The 13,792-nt window shown below is 67.3% G+C and carries 13 protein-coding genes; 7 read left to right on the top strand and 6 right to left on the bottom strand.

Annotated features, from left to right (window positions below; translation table 11 throughout):
* Positions 1 to 6: 6 nt before the first annotated feature.
* The 3 genes from ACXDF8_RS05725 (at position 7) to ACXDF8_RS05715 (ending at position 3,755) form a co-directional block, all read left to right on the top strand.
* Positions 7 to 1,458: a purine-cytosine permease family protein gene (locus tag ACXDF8_RS05725; protein ID WP_457222274.1), complete on the top strand. Its 1,452-nt coding sequence runs from the start codon at positions 7 to 9 to the stop codon at positions 1,456 to 1,458.
* On the top strand, positions 1,455 to 2,408 hold the full coding sequence (speB, locus tag ACXDF8_RS05720) for an agmatinase (RefSeq protein WP_457222273.1): 954 nt from the start codon (positions 1,455 to 1,457) through the stop codon (positions 2,406 to 2,408). The genes ACXDF8_RS05725 and speB overlap by 4 nt, the downstream gene beginning before the upstream one ends.
* A gap of 81 nt (positions 2,409 to 2,489) precedes the next feature.
* Positions 2,490 to 3,755 carry an adenylate/guanylate cyclase domain-containing protein gene (locus tag ACXDF8_RS05715; RefSeq protein WP_457222272.1) on the top strand — a complete coding sequence of 422 codons (1,266 nt, stop codon included), beginning with the start codon at positions 2,490 to 2,492 and terminating at the stop codon, positions 3,753 to 3,755.
* Here ACXDF8_RS05715 and ACXDF8_RS05710 read toward each other — a convergent pair.
* Genes ACXDF8_RS05710 through ACXDF8_RS05685 form a run of 6 tightly spaced genes read right to left on the bottom strand, consistent with a single transcriptional unit; the run spans position 3,737 to position 9,948 of the window.
* The gene (locus ACXDF8_RS05710; protein ID WP_457222271.1) at positions 3,737 to 5,491 is read right to left on the bottom strand and encodes a DUF2339 domain-containing protein; all 1,755 of its coding nucleotides are present in this window, start codon (positions 5,489 to 5,491) and stop codon (positions 3,737 to 3,739) included. The two genes, ACXDF8_RS05715 and ACXDF8_RS05710, sit on opposite strands and share 19 nt — an antisense overlap.
* Before the next feature lie 51 nt (positions 5,492 to 5,542).
* On the bottom strand, positions 5,543 to 6,169 hold the full coding sequence (locus tag ACXDF8_RS05705) for a response regulator (protein WP_457222378.1): 627 nt from the start codon (positions 6,167 to 6,169) through the stop codon (positions 5,543 to 5,545).
* A gap of 13 nt (positions 6,170 to 6,182) precedes the next feature.
* A complete protein-coding gene (gene macS / locus ACXDF8_RS05700; RefSeq protein WP_457222270.1) occupies positions 6,183 to 7,313 on the bottom strand; it encodes a MacS family sensor histidine kinase in 1,131 nt (376 codons plus the stop codon).
* A 6-nt stretch (positions 7,314 to 7,319) separates the two neighbouring features.
* Entirely contained in the window at positions 7,320 to 8,072 is a 753-nt protein-coding gene (locus ACXDF8_RS05695; RefSeq protein ID WP_457222377.1) for an amino acid ABC transporter ATP-binding protein, read from the bottom strand.
* Between the two features lie 11 nt (positions 8,073 to 8,083).
* Positions 8,084 to 9,016: an amino acid ABC transporter permease gene (locus ACXDF8_RS05690; protein WP_457222269.1), complete on the bottom strand. Its 933-nt coding sequence runs from the start codon at positions 9,014 to 9,016 to the stop codon at positions 8,084 to 8,086.
* A gap of 5 nt (positions 9,017 to 9,021) precedes the next feature.
* Positions 9,022 to 9,948: an ABC transporter substrate-binding protein gene (locus ACXDF8_RS05685; RefSeq protein WP_457222268.1), complete on the bottom strand. Its 927-nt coding sequence runs from the start codon at positions 9,946 to 9,948 to the stop codon at positions 9,022 to 9,024.
* 157 nt (positions 9,949 to 10,105) lie between these two features.
* Here ACXDF8_RS05685 and ACXDF8_RS05680 point away from each other — a divergent pair, with 157 nt between their 5' ends.
* From ACXDF8_RS05680 to cydB, 4 genes are all read left to right on the top strand, one after another.
* Complete coding sequence (locus tag ACXDF8_RS05680; protein ID WP_457222267.1) at positions 10,106 to 10,429, top strand: hypothetical protein; 324 nt, start codon at positions 10,106 to 10,108, stop codon at positions 10,427 to 10,429.
* A 104-nt stretch (positions 10,430 to 10,533) separates the two neighbouring features.
* Entirely contained in the window at positions 10,534 to 11,109 is a 576-nt protein-coding gene (locus tag ACXDF8_RS05675; protein WP_457222266.1) for an HdeD family acid-resistance protein, read from the top strand.
* A gap of 116 nt (positions 11,110 to 11,225) precedes the next feature.
* Positions 11,226 to 12,674, top strand: coding sequence for a cytochrome ubiquinol oxidase subunit I (locus tag ACXDF8_RS05670; protein ID WP_457222265.1), 1,449 nt, complete (start codon positions 11,226 to 11,228; stop codon positions 12,672 to 12,674).
* A gap of 13 nt (positions 12,675 to 12,687) precedes the next feature.
* Complete coding sequence (gene cydB / locus ACXDF8_RS05665) at positions 12,688 to 13,740, top strand: cytochrome d ubiquinol oxidase subunit II (RefSeq protein WP_457222264.1); 1,053 nt, start codon at positions 12,688 to 12,690, stop codon at positions 13,738 to 13,740.
* Positions 13,741 to 13,792 lie beyond the last annotated feature (52 nt).

Here is a 13,792-nt window from a genome sequence, read left to right as displayed (position 1 = left end):
GACCCCGTGAACGCCACCGCCGCGACCGCGGTTGAAGCCCGGTCCATCGACTACGTCCCCGACGACGAACGCCACGGAAAGGTCTCCCACCAGGGCCCGTTCTGGTTCGTCGGAAACTTCCAGCCGTTCACGCTCGCTCTCGGCTTCGTCGGCCCCAGCCTCGGGCTGTCCCTACTGTGGACGGTGGTCGCCGGGCTGGCCGGCATCGCGTTCGGGACGATCTTCATGGCGTTCCACGCGACCCAGGGTCCGGTGCTGGGGCTGCCCCAGATGATCCAGTCCCGCGCCCAGTTCGGGTATCGCGGCGTGCTGCTGCCTCTGCTCGGCACCCTGTTCACCTTCGTCGGATTCAACGTCGTCGACGTCGTCATCATCAAATCCGGTCTGCAGTCCATCTTCGGGTGGAACCCGGTGGCGGTGGCCGTCGCCATCACCGTGGCCGCTGCCTTGCTCGCGATCTACGGCCACGACCTGCTGCACCGAACCTTCCGGGTGCTGTTCTGGGTATCCCTGCCGCTGTGGCTGGTGCTGACGTTCGGGGTCATGTTCGGCGGCGCCACCGGAACTGCCACCACCACAGGCGGTTTCAGCCTCGTCGCGTTCCTCGTGCAATTTTCCGTGGCGGCGTCCTACAACATCACCTACGCCCCGTACGTCTCGGACTACAGCCGCTACCTGCCGCGCGACACCAAACCGTCGTCGATCATCGCCTCGGTGTTCGTCGGAGCCGCAGCCTCACCGGCGTGGCTGATCCCCGTGGGCGCCTGGATGGCGACCTATCTGGGTGCCACCGACGCCCTGTCCGGAATCAACGAAACCGGCAACCAGGTCGTGCCGGTGCTCGGCGCGGTGCTGGCCGTCGTCTCCACCCTGGTGTTGGTCGCGACGATGGGCCTCAACGCCTACAGCGGCATGCTGACCGTCGTCACCGCACTCGATTCCATCCGGTCGGTCACACCGACCCGCCGGCTGCGGGTGGTGACCATCGTCGGGCTGGCCGTGGTGTGGCTCGGCATGAGCCTGATGCTGACCAACGCCACCAGCGCGCTGAACACCACGCTGCTGATCATGCTGTACCTGCTGGCCCCGTGGACGGCGGTGAACCTGACCGACTACTTCTTCGTCCGCAGCGGCCATTACGTCATCGCCGACCTGTTCACCCCCCGCGGCATCTACGGCAGCTGGGCCTGGCGCGGACTGACCGCCTTCCTGGCCGGGGTGATCGCCGAGATCCCGTTCGTGGACCTGCCGTTCTTCGTCGGCCCCGCCGCGGCCGCGATGGGCGAGGTCGACATCGCGTTCGTCGTCGGCATGCTGGTCTCCGGCATCGTCTACGTGGCGCTGACCCGCACACTGGACGTGACCCGCGAGCTGGCCATGATCGCAGCCGATCCGACGCTGGCCGACCCGGCCAGTACGTCGGCCATCGCCCGCACCGTCGCCCAGGAGGAACAATGACATCGCAGACATCCGGGCCCGTCGGACCGGTCGACGCGACCAGATATCCCCGCTACGCCGAACCATCCACCTTCGCCCGGCTGCCCCGGATCGACCAGGTCCCCGGCGCCGACGTCCGCATCGTCGGCGTGCCCTTCGACAGCGGGGTGTCCTACCGGCCCGGCGCCCGGTTCGGACCGGCGCATGTGCGGGCCGCGTCCAAGCTGTTGCGGCCGTTCAACCCTGCGCTGGGAGTTGAGCCGTTCGCTGCCCAGCAGGTGGCCGACTGCGGCGACATCGCGGTCAACCCGTTCAACCTCGATGAGGCCATCGCGACCATCGACACCGCGATGACCGACCTGCGTAAGGACGGGTCGACGGTGCTCACGATCGGCGGCGATCACACCATCGCGCTGCCCATCCTGCGCTCACTGGCCCGCGACCACGGGCCGGTGGCCGTGCTGCATTTCGACGCCCACCTCGACACCTGGGACACCTATTTCGGCGCGCCCTACACCCACGGCACCCCGTTCCGCCGGGCCAGCGAAGAGGGGCTGATCGACATGGAACGCTCGCTGCACATGGGCATCCGGGGGCCGCTGTACAGCAAGACCGACCTGGAGGACGACGCGGTGCTCGGCTTCCAGGTGATCCGCTCTGACGATTACGAATTCGACGGTGTGGCAAGCATTGTCGAGCGGATGCGCAAGCGGCTCGACGGCGGACCGGTGTACGTCTCCATCGACATCGACGTATTGGATCCGGCCCACGCCCCCGGCACCGGCACCCCCGAGGCGGGCGGGCTGACCTCCCGTGAACTGCTCAACACCCTGCGGGGACTGGTCGGGCTGAATGTAGTGGGCGCCGACATTGTCGAAGTGGCCCCGGCCTACGACCATGCCGAGATCACCGGAATTGCCGCCGCCCACGTGGGCTACGAGATGCTGTCGGTGCTCGCCGCCAACAGATAAGCTGCCGAGGTGGGGACCGTGCCGAAATGCGCAGGTCCGGTACCGCCTGAGGGGCCGTTCCGGCGATCGGACTGCGAGAGCATGCAGCGCCGCCCACCGGCCCGCAACCAGCATTGGGCAGAGTCGGTCACCCGCCCGCAGCAGGTGCTCAACATCGCTGCGGCGATCGCCGCCGTGGTCACCGTGGTCGTCGGGGTAATGCAGTTGCTCGCCGACCACCGGCTGCTGTCGGTCGGGCTGATCAACCTCGGCACCGCGGCATTCTTCGTGGCGGTGCCCCTGCTGCACCGCTTCGGCGAGATCATCGCGTCGTTGGCGTTCGTCTGCGTCGCCTTCCTGTCGCTGACCATCGTCGGCTGGCAGGTGGGTACCGACTCCGGCTTCCAGTTCTACTACCTGGTCTCCGCGTCGCTGGCCGTCCTGGTGCTCGGCGTCGACCACATCGTGCTGGCGTCCTCGGTGGTCGCGACCGGTGCCGCCCTGGCGATCGGGCTGCAATTCCTGGTTCCCGGCGACACCGGCATCCAGCCGCGCTGGCTGGTCGACTCCGGGTTCGTGATCACCACGGTGTCGTCGTGCGTGCTGGTGTTCGCCACGGTCTGGTACGCGATGCGTGAGGTGGCGCGCGCCGAGGCCGCGATGGAGGTCGAATACAAACGCTCCGAGGCGCTGCTGGCCAACATCCTGCCGGCCAGTATCGCTGCCCGGCTCAAGGACCCCGGGCGCGGGGTGATCGCCGACCGCTACGACGACGCCTCGATTCTGTTCGCCGATATCGCCGGCTTCACCGAGCGAGCCAGCCACATCGCCCCCGCGGAACTGGTGCGCTTCCTCGACCGGCTCTACACCACCTTCGATCGGCTGGTCGACAAACACGGTCTGGAGAAAATCAAGACCACCGGCGACTCCTACATGGTGGTCAGCGGCGTCCCGCAGCAGCGGCCCGACCACGTCGAGGCGCTGGCGATGCTGGCGTTGGACATGAGCCGCGCGGTACGCGACCTGCGCGACCCCAACGGCCAACCGGTGCCGCTACGGATGGGCATGGCCTCGGGCCCGGTGGTCGCCGGAGTGGTCGGTGCACGCCGCTTCTTCTACGACGTGTGGGGCGACGCGGTCAACGTCGCCTCCCGGATGGAGTCCACCGATCCCGAGGGCCGCATCCAGGTGCCGCACGACGTCTACGAACGCCTACGGGACGACTTCCGGCTGGAGGAACGCGGCGAGGTCGAAGTCAAGGGCAAGGGCGTGATGCGGACCTGGTATCTCGTCGGCCGCAAACCCGCGCCCGCCCCGGACAGCGATCGACCGGCGGAGGCGATCACGCCTTACGGTTCTCGGATTTGATCACCCCGGGCGGCCAGGCTGCGGGCGTAGCCGGTGCCCATCGCCAACAGCACCAGGCCGACGACGATGAACGCAACCACCCGGAAGATTCCGTCGAGGGTGCCCAGATCGAACAGGAACAGCTTGCTCATCGCGGCGGCGGTCAGCACCAGACCGGCGGCGATCGGACCGGTGCGCTGTTCGGGCCGCACCATCCGCAGCGCGGCGGCAAACAGGCCGGCCGCCGAGGCGATCCAGCAGATCGTCGCGGCCATGTGGCCGGCCAGGAAGCCGTTCTGCGGACCGCCGATCAGCACACCGGCGGTGACGGTGAACGCGGTCACGGCGTACACCGTCGCCAATCCGGCTGCGACCCAGGCCGCGCCGAACTCCCGCCCGGACCACGACCGCGCCACAGACCCGGCCCACGCCGCCAGCAGCACGCTGGCCGCCAGGGTGGACACCGCAGTCCCGACCGGCACGCTCACGCCGTTGGTCAGCAGCTCCGGGGGCACCTGGTGCACGAACATCGCCGCGCCGACAATCCCCAATCCCGTTGCAGCCCAACGTCCGACAACATCACGACGGGCGGTCACCGCGACGACTGCGGCCAACGCCAGCAGCACCGGGGAGGCCAACTCTCCGCGGAACGCGACCGTGATCGCCAGCAGGGCGGCCACCGCCGACGTCGCCGACCACACCTGCTTGACCACACCGGGCACGCCGGGCAGCCGCTCCGAAATCAGGACGATCGCCAGCAATGCCGCCGACAGCGCGGCCGCGAGCAGCGCCGCGAGCCAGCGATCCACCGCGATCCCCGCTACCAGTGCCGGACTGAACCCGGTGACCGACACCAATGCCATCGCCACCCGGTTACCCGTCGACGGCAACAACACCAGCGCTCCGATCACGGCCAGCAGAGCGCCCAGCCCCGCCGCGGCGCCCAGCAGCCAGGCGTCCTCGCTCGATCCGAAGTGGGCCGCCAGCAGCGCGAAGAGCAGCGGCACCGTCACCGCGGCGGTGCGCGCGACGTGCATCCACAACCAGTCCCGGCCGATCTGCACGAGCAGCGCGGCGGCCGACAACGCCATCATGAAGCCGATGAGTAGCAGCGTGAGCCCGTCGGTGATGAACGGCGCCAACACCACCAAGGGCACCAACACCAACACCGCCAGCTCCTGCGACCCCCACCGCCGCGCCAGGCTCAGCCCGCTGCCACCGACGAGCGCGCCGATCGCCAGGGCCACCGGTGCGGCCACCCAGTGGTAGATCGTCGTGACAGCCATGAGGTCCAGATAGGCGGCGGCAATGCCTGTGGCGCTCAGCGCAATGGCGCCGACCCGCCCACCCGCGCGGGCGTGCAGCCGCACCGCGACCCCCACCAGCGCCGCGGCCAACGCGGCGCCTGCCGCCACCCGCAGCTCCGGCCGCAACAGTCCCGCCTGCGCGGCAAGGACCAGCAACAGCACCACCCCGACGAGCGTGACCGCCACCCCGGCCACCGCGAGGGCCTTCCCGATCCAGCTCCGATCCGGATCCCGCACAACCACCGACGGTCGCTGCTGCGCAACCACCGGCGGCGGCGGTGGCGGCCAGTACGGCCGAGCCACAGGCTGAGCTACGGGGGCAGGCACTGGCGGGGGTCCGCTGACCCGATCGAGTTCGGCGAACGCCGCTGAGATCCGGGCCATCTGGCTGGACACGGCGGCGAATTCCTGGGCCAGCCGTGCCAGCACGGCACGCTGCGAATCGGTCATACACTCATCGTCGCCAGCCGGGACCCGATGCGGATGAGTAGTACTACCCGACTACGGCTGGTCGTCGAGCCCGTGTTCGATGGCGTAGCGGGCCAACTCCACCCGATTGACGACCTGCAGCTTGCGGAACGTCGCCTGGACGTGGTTCTCCACCGTCCGGTGACTCAGCGAGAGCTTGGCGGCGATCTGTTTGGCCGTCAACCCCTTTGCCACATAACGCAAAACCTCCGTCTCTCGCTCGGTCAGGCTGGGAGTGGAGCCGGGATTCTTGGCGATGCGGCGATACTCCCCCAGCACCAGGCCCGCCAGCCCCGGGGTGAAGACCGCCCGGCCAGCCGCGGTCGCGTGTACGGCCTCGGTCAGCTCGGCGCGGGACGCACTCTTGACCAGGTATCCGATGGCGCCGGCCTTGACCGCTTCCAGGACGTCGTCGCGCTCGTCGGATGCCGACAGCACCAGCACCCGCGAGGTCGGCGACACCTCCAGCACCGCGGTGGTGGCCTGCGCGCCGTCGCCGTCGCCCAGACGCATGTCCATCAGCACTACCGCTGGCCGCACCACGGCGGCCCGTCGGCGCGCCGAGGCCACTCCGTCGGCGGTGGCGACCACGTCGAACCCGTCGTCGGCGAGGTCGCGAGCCACCGCGTCACGCCAGATCGGGTGGTCGTCGACCACCATCACCGTCGTAGGCTCAGCCACCGCCGGCTCCCTTCGGCACGCTCAGTTCCCACTCGGTCCCACCGTCGTCACTGGACAATGTGGCGCTACCGCCCAGTGAATCCAGTCTTCCCACAATCGATTTGGATACTCCCACCCGGCCCTGCCCGGCGGCCTCTTCGAGCCGGCCGGGCGGGATGCCGGCACCGTCGTCGCGCACGGTCACGGTGACAGACTCGCCCAGGTCCTCGAGGAACACATAGGCCCGCGCATCCGCTCCGGCGTGGGCGGCCACATTGTCCAGCGCGTTGCCCACCGCGGCATCCAGTTCGGCGGCTACCGTCGCATCCAGCGGCACCGCGGTGCCGGGCAGGCTCAGCGAAACCCGGTCGGACTCGCGGCGCGCCAGCAGCGTTCGCAGGTCGACGACGCCGGCATCCGGCTCAGGACCGGCAGTGGAGATCAGCCGCCGCAATGCGCGTTCCTGCTGGCCGGCCAGGTCGCCCAGTTCGGCGGCCGGCCCGCCCAGTTCGCGACCCTTCTTGGCCACCAAAGCGAGCACCTGGAGCACACCGTCGTGCACCTGGCGCGACAACCGCTCCCGTTCGTCCAGCGCAGCCGAAAGCCGCACGGCTCGTTCGAGTTCGGCATGCGCACGCCGGGCGGTCTGGGCGGCCATGCCGACTGCCAACCCGACCGCCAGCTCGATCACGATCGAGGCATTGCGGCCTAGATCCAGATTGACCTGGCCCTTCATCGCCGCGGCGGTGGCCACCACCACTGCCCCGGTCACCATGCCGGCCACCGGCCCCAGAAGGATCGCCGCCGAGATCGTCGCGTTGGTGGCCCACAGCGTGGTGGGTAACGACTGATTGTCGGCCACCCACTGGTCGCTGGCCACCAGCTCGGTGCCCAGCATCAACGCCACCACGACCACGACCTCGGCCAGCACCCAGCCCGCGCGCCGGCCGAAGCCCTGCAGATAGGCCACCGCACACGCCAGCGTCCACCCGCTCAGCAGACCGAACAACACCCAGCCCAGGGCGGGCCGCTCGAGTTCGCCGCTACGGGTGAGCTGGAAATAAACCGCGTACCCGTAACTGAGCAGCCGGAACACCTGCGCCGCGCGCCACAGCGGCGTCGTTGGGTCCGCGGTGGACGGCACGCTGCGCTACATAACTTTCGACAGGAATGCCTTGGTGCGGTCGTGCTGCGGGTTGCTCAAAACCTCACGCGGCGCGCCACTCTCGACGATAACCCCGCCGTCCATGAACACCAGCTGGTCGGCGACCTCGCGGGCGAAGCCCATCTCGTGGGTCACCACCACCATCGTCATACCCTCGCTGGCGAGCTTCTTCATCACGGCGAGCACTTCGCCGACGAGTTCGGGGTCCAGCGCGGACGTCGGCTCGTCGAACAGCATCAGCTTCGGATCCATCGCAAGCGCGCGGGCGATTGCGACGCGCTGCTGCTGGCCACCGGAGAGCTGCGCCGGGTAGGCATCGGCCTTGTCGCCGAGCCCGACCTGGTTCAGCAAGTCGCGGGCCCGCTCGAGTGCAGCGGCCCTCTTCACGCCCTTGACATGAACGGGGGCCTCGGTGATGTTGTCCAGCGCGGTGCGGTGCGGGAACAGGTTGAAGTGCTGGAAGACCATCCCGATGTCACGGCGTTGTTTGGCCGCCTCGCGCGGCGGCATCTCGTAGAGCTTGCCGTTGCCTTCGCGGTAGCCGATCAGGGATCCGTCGACGTACAGGCGGCCGGCACTGACATTCTCCAGATGGTTGATGCACCGCAGGAACGTCGATTTGCCGGAGCCGGACGGTCCGACGAGCACCAGCACCTGACCGCGCTCCACCGACAGGGTGACTCCCTTGAGCACCTGCAGCGCACCGAAGTCCTTACACACCATCTCGGCGCGCACCATCGGTTCGACTGTCATACGTGTCCCGCCTCCGCGCCGGTCTGTGCCTTGGCCAGTGCCTCCAGCTGTTTGGACGTCAGCTTGCGAGAGATGCCACGCGAGAAGTACCTCTCGAGGTAGAACTGCCCGACCATCAGCAGACTGGTCACCACCAGGTACCAACTGGCGGCGACCAACAGCAGCGGCACCGGCTCGAACGTCCTGGCCGCGATCTCGCGCGAGGCGATGCTGTACAGGTCGTAGGAGTACGGCACGGCGGTGACCAGCGACGTGGTCTTCAGCATGCTGATGACCTCGTTGCCCGTCGGCGGAATGATCACCCGCATCGCTTGGGGAAGTACGGTGCGGCGCATCGTCATTCCCCACGACATACCCAGTGCGGTCGACGCTTCGGACTGCCCCTCGGGCACCGAAGTGATTCCGGCGCGGATGATCTCGGCCATGTAGGCCGCCTCGTTGAGGCCCAGCCCGATCACGGCGAGCAGGAACGGGATGGACAGGCTCTGCAGATTCAGGTGAAAAAAAGTCGGCCCGAACGGCACCCCGAGCTGGATGTTTTGGTAGATCGTCGGGATCAGGCCCCAGAACACCAGCTGCACGTAGACCGGTGTGCCGCGAAAGATCCAGAGGAACACCCACGACACCGACCGGAACACCGGGTTAGGCGAGAGCCGCATCACCGACATCACCACGCCGAGCACGATGCCCAGCGCCATCGCGTAGACGGTCAGCTGCAGGGTGTTGAACACCCCGAGCATGATGCGGTCGTTGAAGAGATAGTCGGCGTAGGTGGACCAGCCGTAGGCCGGATTGGTGGCCGCCCCGTACAGGAACAGCCCGACCAACACGATGATGACGGCCGCCCCCACCCACCGCCAGGGGTGACGCAGCGGAACCGCGTCGATCGCCGCTGGGCTGGTGGATGGGGCCGACTCGTCAACAGTCATATCGGTCAGCTGGTCGCGCCGTTGATGACGGGCTTGTCGATCATGCCGGCCTCGACACCCCAGTTGGCGGCGATCGTCTTGTAGTCACCGGTGTCGATGAGGTGCTGCAACGCCTTCTGCAGCGAGACCGCCAGCGGCGAGCCCTTGGCCACCGGCCAGCCGTAGGGGGCGGCGTCGCTGATCTCGCCCGCGGCTTCGAGCTTGCCGTTGCTCTGCTTGATCGCGTACGCGGTCACCGGCGAGTCCGCTGACATGGCGTCTGCCTGACCGAGGATCACCGCATTGGTGGCGGCGTCCTGTCCGTCGAACTTCAGGATTTCGATGGCCGGCTTGCCGGCGTCGGTGCACGCCTTGCTCTTGGCCGGCAGTTCATCGGTCTCCTCGGTGGTGGTCGCCTGCACGGCGACCTTCTTGCCGCAGGCATTCTTGGGATCGATCGGCGAACCCGGGCGCTGTGCCCACAGGATGCCGGCGTTGAAGTAGTCAACGAAGTCCACCGAGGCCTGGCGTTCCTTGGTGTCGGTGAACGACGACATGCCGACGTTGTAGGTGCCGCCCTGAATGGACGGGATGATCTTGGCGAAGTCGGATTCGCGGTACTCAGCGGTCAGCCCGAGCGTCGAGGCGATGGCGTTCATCAGGTCCACGTCGAAGCCGACGATCTTGCCGCTGGAGTCCTTGAACTCGTTGGGCGCGTAGGGAATGTTCACGCCGACGATGAGCTTGCCCGACTTCTTGATGTCGTCGGGGACGGTGGCCGCGATCTCCTCGACCTTCTGGGCCTTGGCAGCCGTGGTCGACGTCGACGGGCCGGCGCTGGTCTCGCTCTTGCTGCTGCAGCCCGAGAGCGTCAGCGCACCCGCGATAGCGACCACTCCGGCGGCGCGCCACCAGAATTTCGCCCCGCGACGATCTTGACATCCAGTAACCACGGTTGCCTCTTTCTGTTGACTTCTCTCGACTGCATCCGGGCTTCCCGCCCGAAACTAATGCCCTGGTTCGGCGTTTGTACTACCGGTAACGGAACAGTAGTGGAGGCGTAACCATCTGGCAGCGGATCCACAGACGGGGCAGCTAATCTGGCCCGCCGTGCCAGATCTGAGTCGAATCCACTTCGTCGTAATGGACGGCCCGACCGCGGCGACCCTCGCCCAGGTTCTGCCGGTGCTCCTGCTGAGCCTGATGGTCGAAGTGCGACGTACTCGGCTGCACCGTTCCGCCAGGCGCCGCTACGTCGGCGCGTTCTTTCTGGCATTCGGTCTCGTCGAAACCGTCCTGGTCCTCTCGATCGACGGTGTGTTCTATCCGTTCCAATGGGCAGACCTGTTCGCCGCCCTGCTCATCTTCGGACTCATCACGCTCATCTACCGCTTGTCGCTGTCGAAGCGCCCCCGGGAGGACGACGAACACTAGGCCGTCGCCCGCCGCCATTCCTGCGCCGGGACCTAAGACCTCAATAGCCGCGTTCCAGTGCCCAAATTCCGCTGCTGGCGGCGCCGCTATGCAACACTTCCGGCATGACAACCACCTCCGCCCCACCGTTGTTACCGCACCTGTGGAAATCGGTCCTGCTGTCGGGGATCCTGTCCCTCGTCCTCGGCGCCCTGGTCCTCCTGTGGCCCGGCATCTCGATCCTGGTGGCGGCGATCTTCTTCGGCGCCTACCTCCTGGTCACCGGCATTACGCAGGTGTTCCACGCGTTCACGCTGCACGTCTCGGCCGGCGGCCGGGTGCTGCTGTTCATCAGCGGCGCCGCGGCACTCATCCTGGCGGTGCTGTGCTTCCGCAGCATCGAGAACTCGATACTGCTGCTGGCTATCTGGATCGGCATCGGGTTCATCTTCCGCGGCGTCGCGGTCGCGGTGTCGGCGATCAGTGACCCCGAAACTCCCGGCCGTGGGTGGGAGATCTTCGTGGGCGTCATCAGCCTGATCGCCGGCATCGTCGTGCTGGCGTCACCGTTCCCGTCGCTGGCGACGCTGACCATCGTGGTCGGTATCTGGCTGGTGGTCATCGGCGTCTTCGAGGTCGTCGCGTCCTTTGGGATCCGCAAGGCCTCCAAGAAGCTCAGCGACCGCATCGGAGCGGTTTAGTCCGGTTGACTCTGGTCACATGGGCCAAAAGCCCCTAGCGGATCAGGCGTGGATCGCTACTACACTCTGTCGTAGATAGGCGATCCACGCCTTCCGTATCTCTGGGGTGTGCGGGTATGAGTGCTCTTGACGTGTCCCGATGGCAATTCGGAATCACGACGGTCTATCACTTCATCTTTGTTCCGCTGACCATCGGTCTCGCGCCGCTGATCGCTGTGATGCAGACGATCTGGGTGGCGACCGGCAATTCGGCTTGGTACCGGATGACGAAGTTCTTCGGGAAGGTCTTCCTGATCAACTTCGCCATCGGCGTCGCCACCGGCATCGTCCAGGAGTTCCAGTTCGGGATGAACTGGAGCGAGTACTCCCGGTTCGTCGGCGACGTCTTCGGCGCCCCCCTCGCACTGGAGGGGCTCGTCGCGTTCTTCCTGGAGTCCACCTTCATCGGTCTGTGGATCTTCGGTTGGACCCGGCTGCCGAAATGGCTGCACCTGACCTCGATCTGGTTGGTGGCGCTCGCGGTGAACCTGTCCGCGTTCTTCATCATCACGGCCAACTCGTTCATGCAGCACCCGGTCGGCACCCGCTTCAACCCCGCCACCGGGCGTGCCGAACTGCAGAGCATCACCGAGCTGTTCACCAACAACACCGGGGTCGCCGCGTTCTGGCACGCCGTCGCCGCATCCTTCCTGACCGCCGCGACGTTCGTGGCCGCGGTGTGCGCATGGTGGATGGTGCGCGCCAAGGCAACTCCCGATGCCACCGCCCTTTACCGCCCCGGCGCGATCCTGGGTTCACTGGTGGCGCTGGCCGCCTGCGTCGGGCTGTTCTTCACCGGTGACGTGCAGGGCAAGCTGATGTTCCACCAACAACCGATGAAGATGGCCGCCGCCGAGTCCCTGTGCCACACCGAGACCGATCCCGGCTTCTCGGTGCTGACCGTCGGCACCCACAACAACTGTGACAGCATCACCCGCGTCATCGAGGTGCCCTATGTGCTGCCCTTCCTCGCCGAGGGCAAGCTCACCGGGGTGACTCTGCAGGGCACCAAAGACCTTCAGCAGCAATACGAGCAGAAGTTCGGCCCCGAGTGGTACGTCCCGAACCTGTTCGTCACCTACTGGTCGTTCCGCGCCATGATCGGCCTGTTGGCCGTGCCGCTGCTGTTCGCGCTGACCACGTTGTGGCTCACCCGCGGGGGCCGCACACCCGGCAGCCGCTGGTTCTCCCGCTTCGCGGTGTGGACCATCCCGACCCCATTCCTGGCCTCCATCTCGGGCTGGGTGTTCACCGAGATGGGGCGCCAGCCCTGGGTGGTGGCGCCCAATCCCGACGGCGACCAGTTGGTCAGACTCACCGTGCGCCAAGGTGTTTCGCTGCACGGTCCCGCCCTGGTGTGGGTGTCGCTGATCTCCTTCACGCTTATCTACGCGCTGCTCGCGGTGATCTGGTTCTACCTGATCCGCCGCTACGTGGAAGCCGGGCCGCAGGAACATGACTCCGAGCCGGCCCCGCCCGCACCCCCGGGTGACGACGAGGTCGCCCCCCTGTCATTCGCCTACTGAGGAGCTTGTGATCATGGGACTGCAACAGATCTGGTTCATCCTCGTGGGGGTGCTCTTCCTGGGCTTCTTCGTCCTGGAGGGCTTCGACTTCGGCGTCGGCATGCTCATGCAATGGCTCGGCAGGCGCGGCACCGCCGCCGCGGGTAGCGAAGAGACGCGCCGCCGCGCCGTGCTCAACACCATCGGTCCGGTCTGGGACGGCAACGAGGTGTGGCTGATCACCGCGGGCGGCGCGATGTTCGCCGCCTTCCCACACTGGTATGCCACCGTGTTCTCGACGCTGTACCTGCCGCTGCTGGTGATCCTGCTGTCGATGATCGCCCGCATCGTCGCCATCGAATGGCGCGGCAAGATCGACGACCCGAAGTGGCGGCGCTGGTGCGACATCGGCATCGCGGCCGGGTCGTGGCTACCCGCGATCCTGTGGGGCGTCGCATTCGCCATCCTGGTCCACGGGCTGCCCGTCGGGCCGGACAAGAATGTCGTCGGACTGTCGGTCACCGACGTGCTCAACCCCTACACCCTGCTGGGCGGACTGGCGACCTGTGCGCTGTTCCTGTTTCACGGTGCGGTGTTTCTGGCCCTGAAGACCGGTGGCGACCTTCGCACCGAGTCCGTCCGGTTGGCGCGCGTCCTGAGCCTGCCCGCCACCATCCTGGTCGCCGCGTTCGGCCTGTGGACCCAGCTGGCCCACGGCAAGACGTGGACGTGGGCGGTGCTGGCCGTGGCGGTCCTCGCCCAACTGGCGGCGGTGGCCGCGACCGGGGCGGCGCGCGAAGGCTGGGCGTTCCTGGCGACGTCGGTGGTGATCGCCGGAGTGGTGATCCTATTGTTCGGCGCGCTGTACCCCAACCTGGTGCCGTCCACCATCGCCCCGGCCTACGACCTGACCATCTTCAACGGATCCTCCAGCCCGTATACGCTCAAGGTGATGACGTGGGCGGCTGCAATATTCACCCCACTGGTGCTGGTCTACCAGGCCTGGACGTACTGGGTGTTCCGCAAGCGGATCTTCGCGGAGTCGATTCCGCCGTCCATCGGGCTGCCCCACAGGCGCGTTCCCTGAGCAGCCGCGGCGCACGCCGACCGGGTCCGCTGGATCCGCGGTTGTGGCGTGC

Source organism: Mycolicibacterium sp. CBM1 (assembly GCF_054073305.1).
Note: the sequence above shows the minus strand (reverse complement) of the source record. Positions and strands in the feature narration are given on the sequence as shown.

Bases quoted from the DNA above. Each gene is read 5' to 3' on its own strand.
- speB (WP_457222273.1), top strand. From the start codon at position 1,455: ATGACATCGCAGACATCCGGGCCCGTCGGACCGGTCGACGCGACCAGA.
- ACXDF8_RS05715 (WP_457222272.1), top strand. From the start codon at position 2,490: ATGCAGCGCCGCCCACCGGCCCGCAACCAGCATTGGGCAGAGTCGGTC.
- ACXDF8_RS05710 (WP_457222271.1), bottom strand. From the start codon at position 5,491: ATGACCGATTCGCAGCGTGCCGTGCTGGCACGGCTGGCCCAGGAATTC.
- ACXDF8_RS05705 (WP_457222378.1), bottom strand. From the start codon at position 6,169: ATGGTGGTCGACGACCACCCGATCTGGCGTGACGCGGTGGCTCGCGAC.
- ACXDF8_RS05695 (WP_457222377.1), bottom strand. From the start codon at position 8,072: ATGGTGCGCGCCGAGATGGTGTGTAAGGACTTCGGTGCGCTGCAGGTG.
- ACXDF8_RS05690 (WP_457222269.1), bottom strand. From the start codon at position 9,016: ATGACTGTTGACGAGTCGGCCCCATCCACCAGCCCAGCGGCGATCGAC.
- ACXDF8_RS05675 (WP_457222266.1), top strand. From the start codon at position 10,534: ATGACAACCACCTCCGCCCCACCGTTGTTACCGCACCTGTGGAAATCG.
- ACXDF8_RS05670 (WP_457222265.1), top strand. From the start codon at position 11,226: ATGAGTGCTCTTGACGTGTCCCGATGGCAATTCGGAATCACGACGGTC.
- cydB (WP_457222264.1), top strand. From the start codon at position 12,688: ATGGGACTGCAACAGATCTGGTTCATCCTCGTGGGGGTGCTCTTCCTG.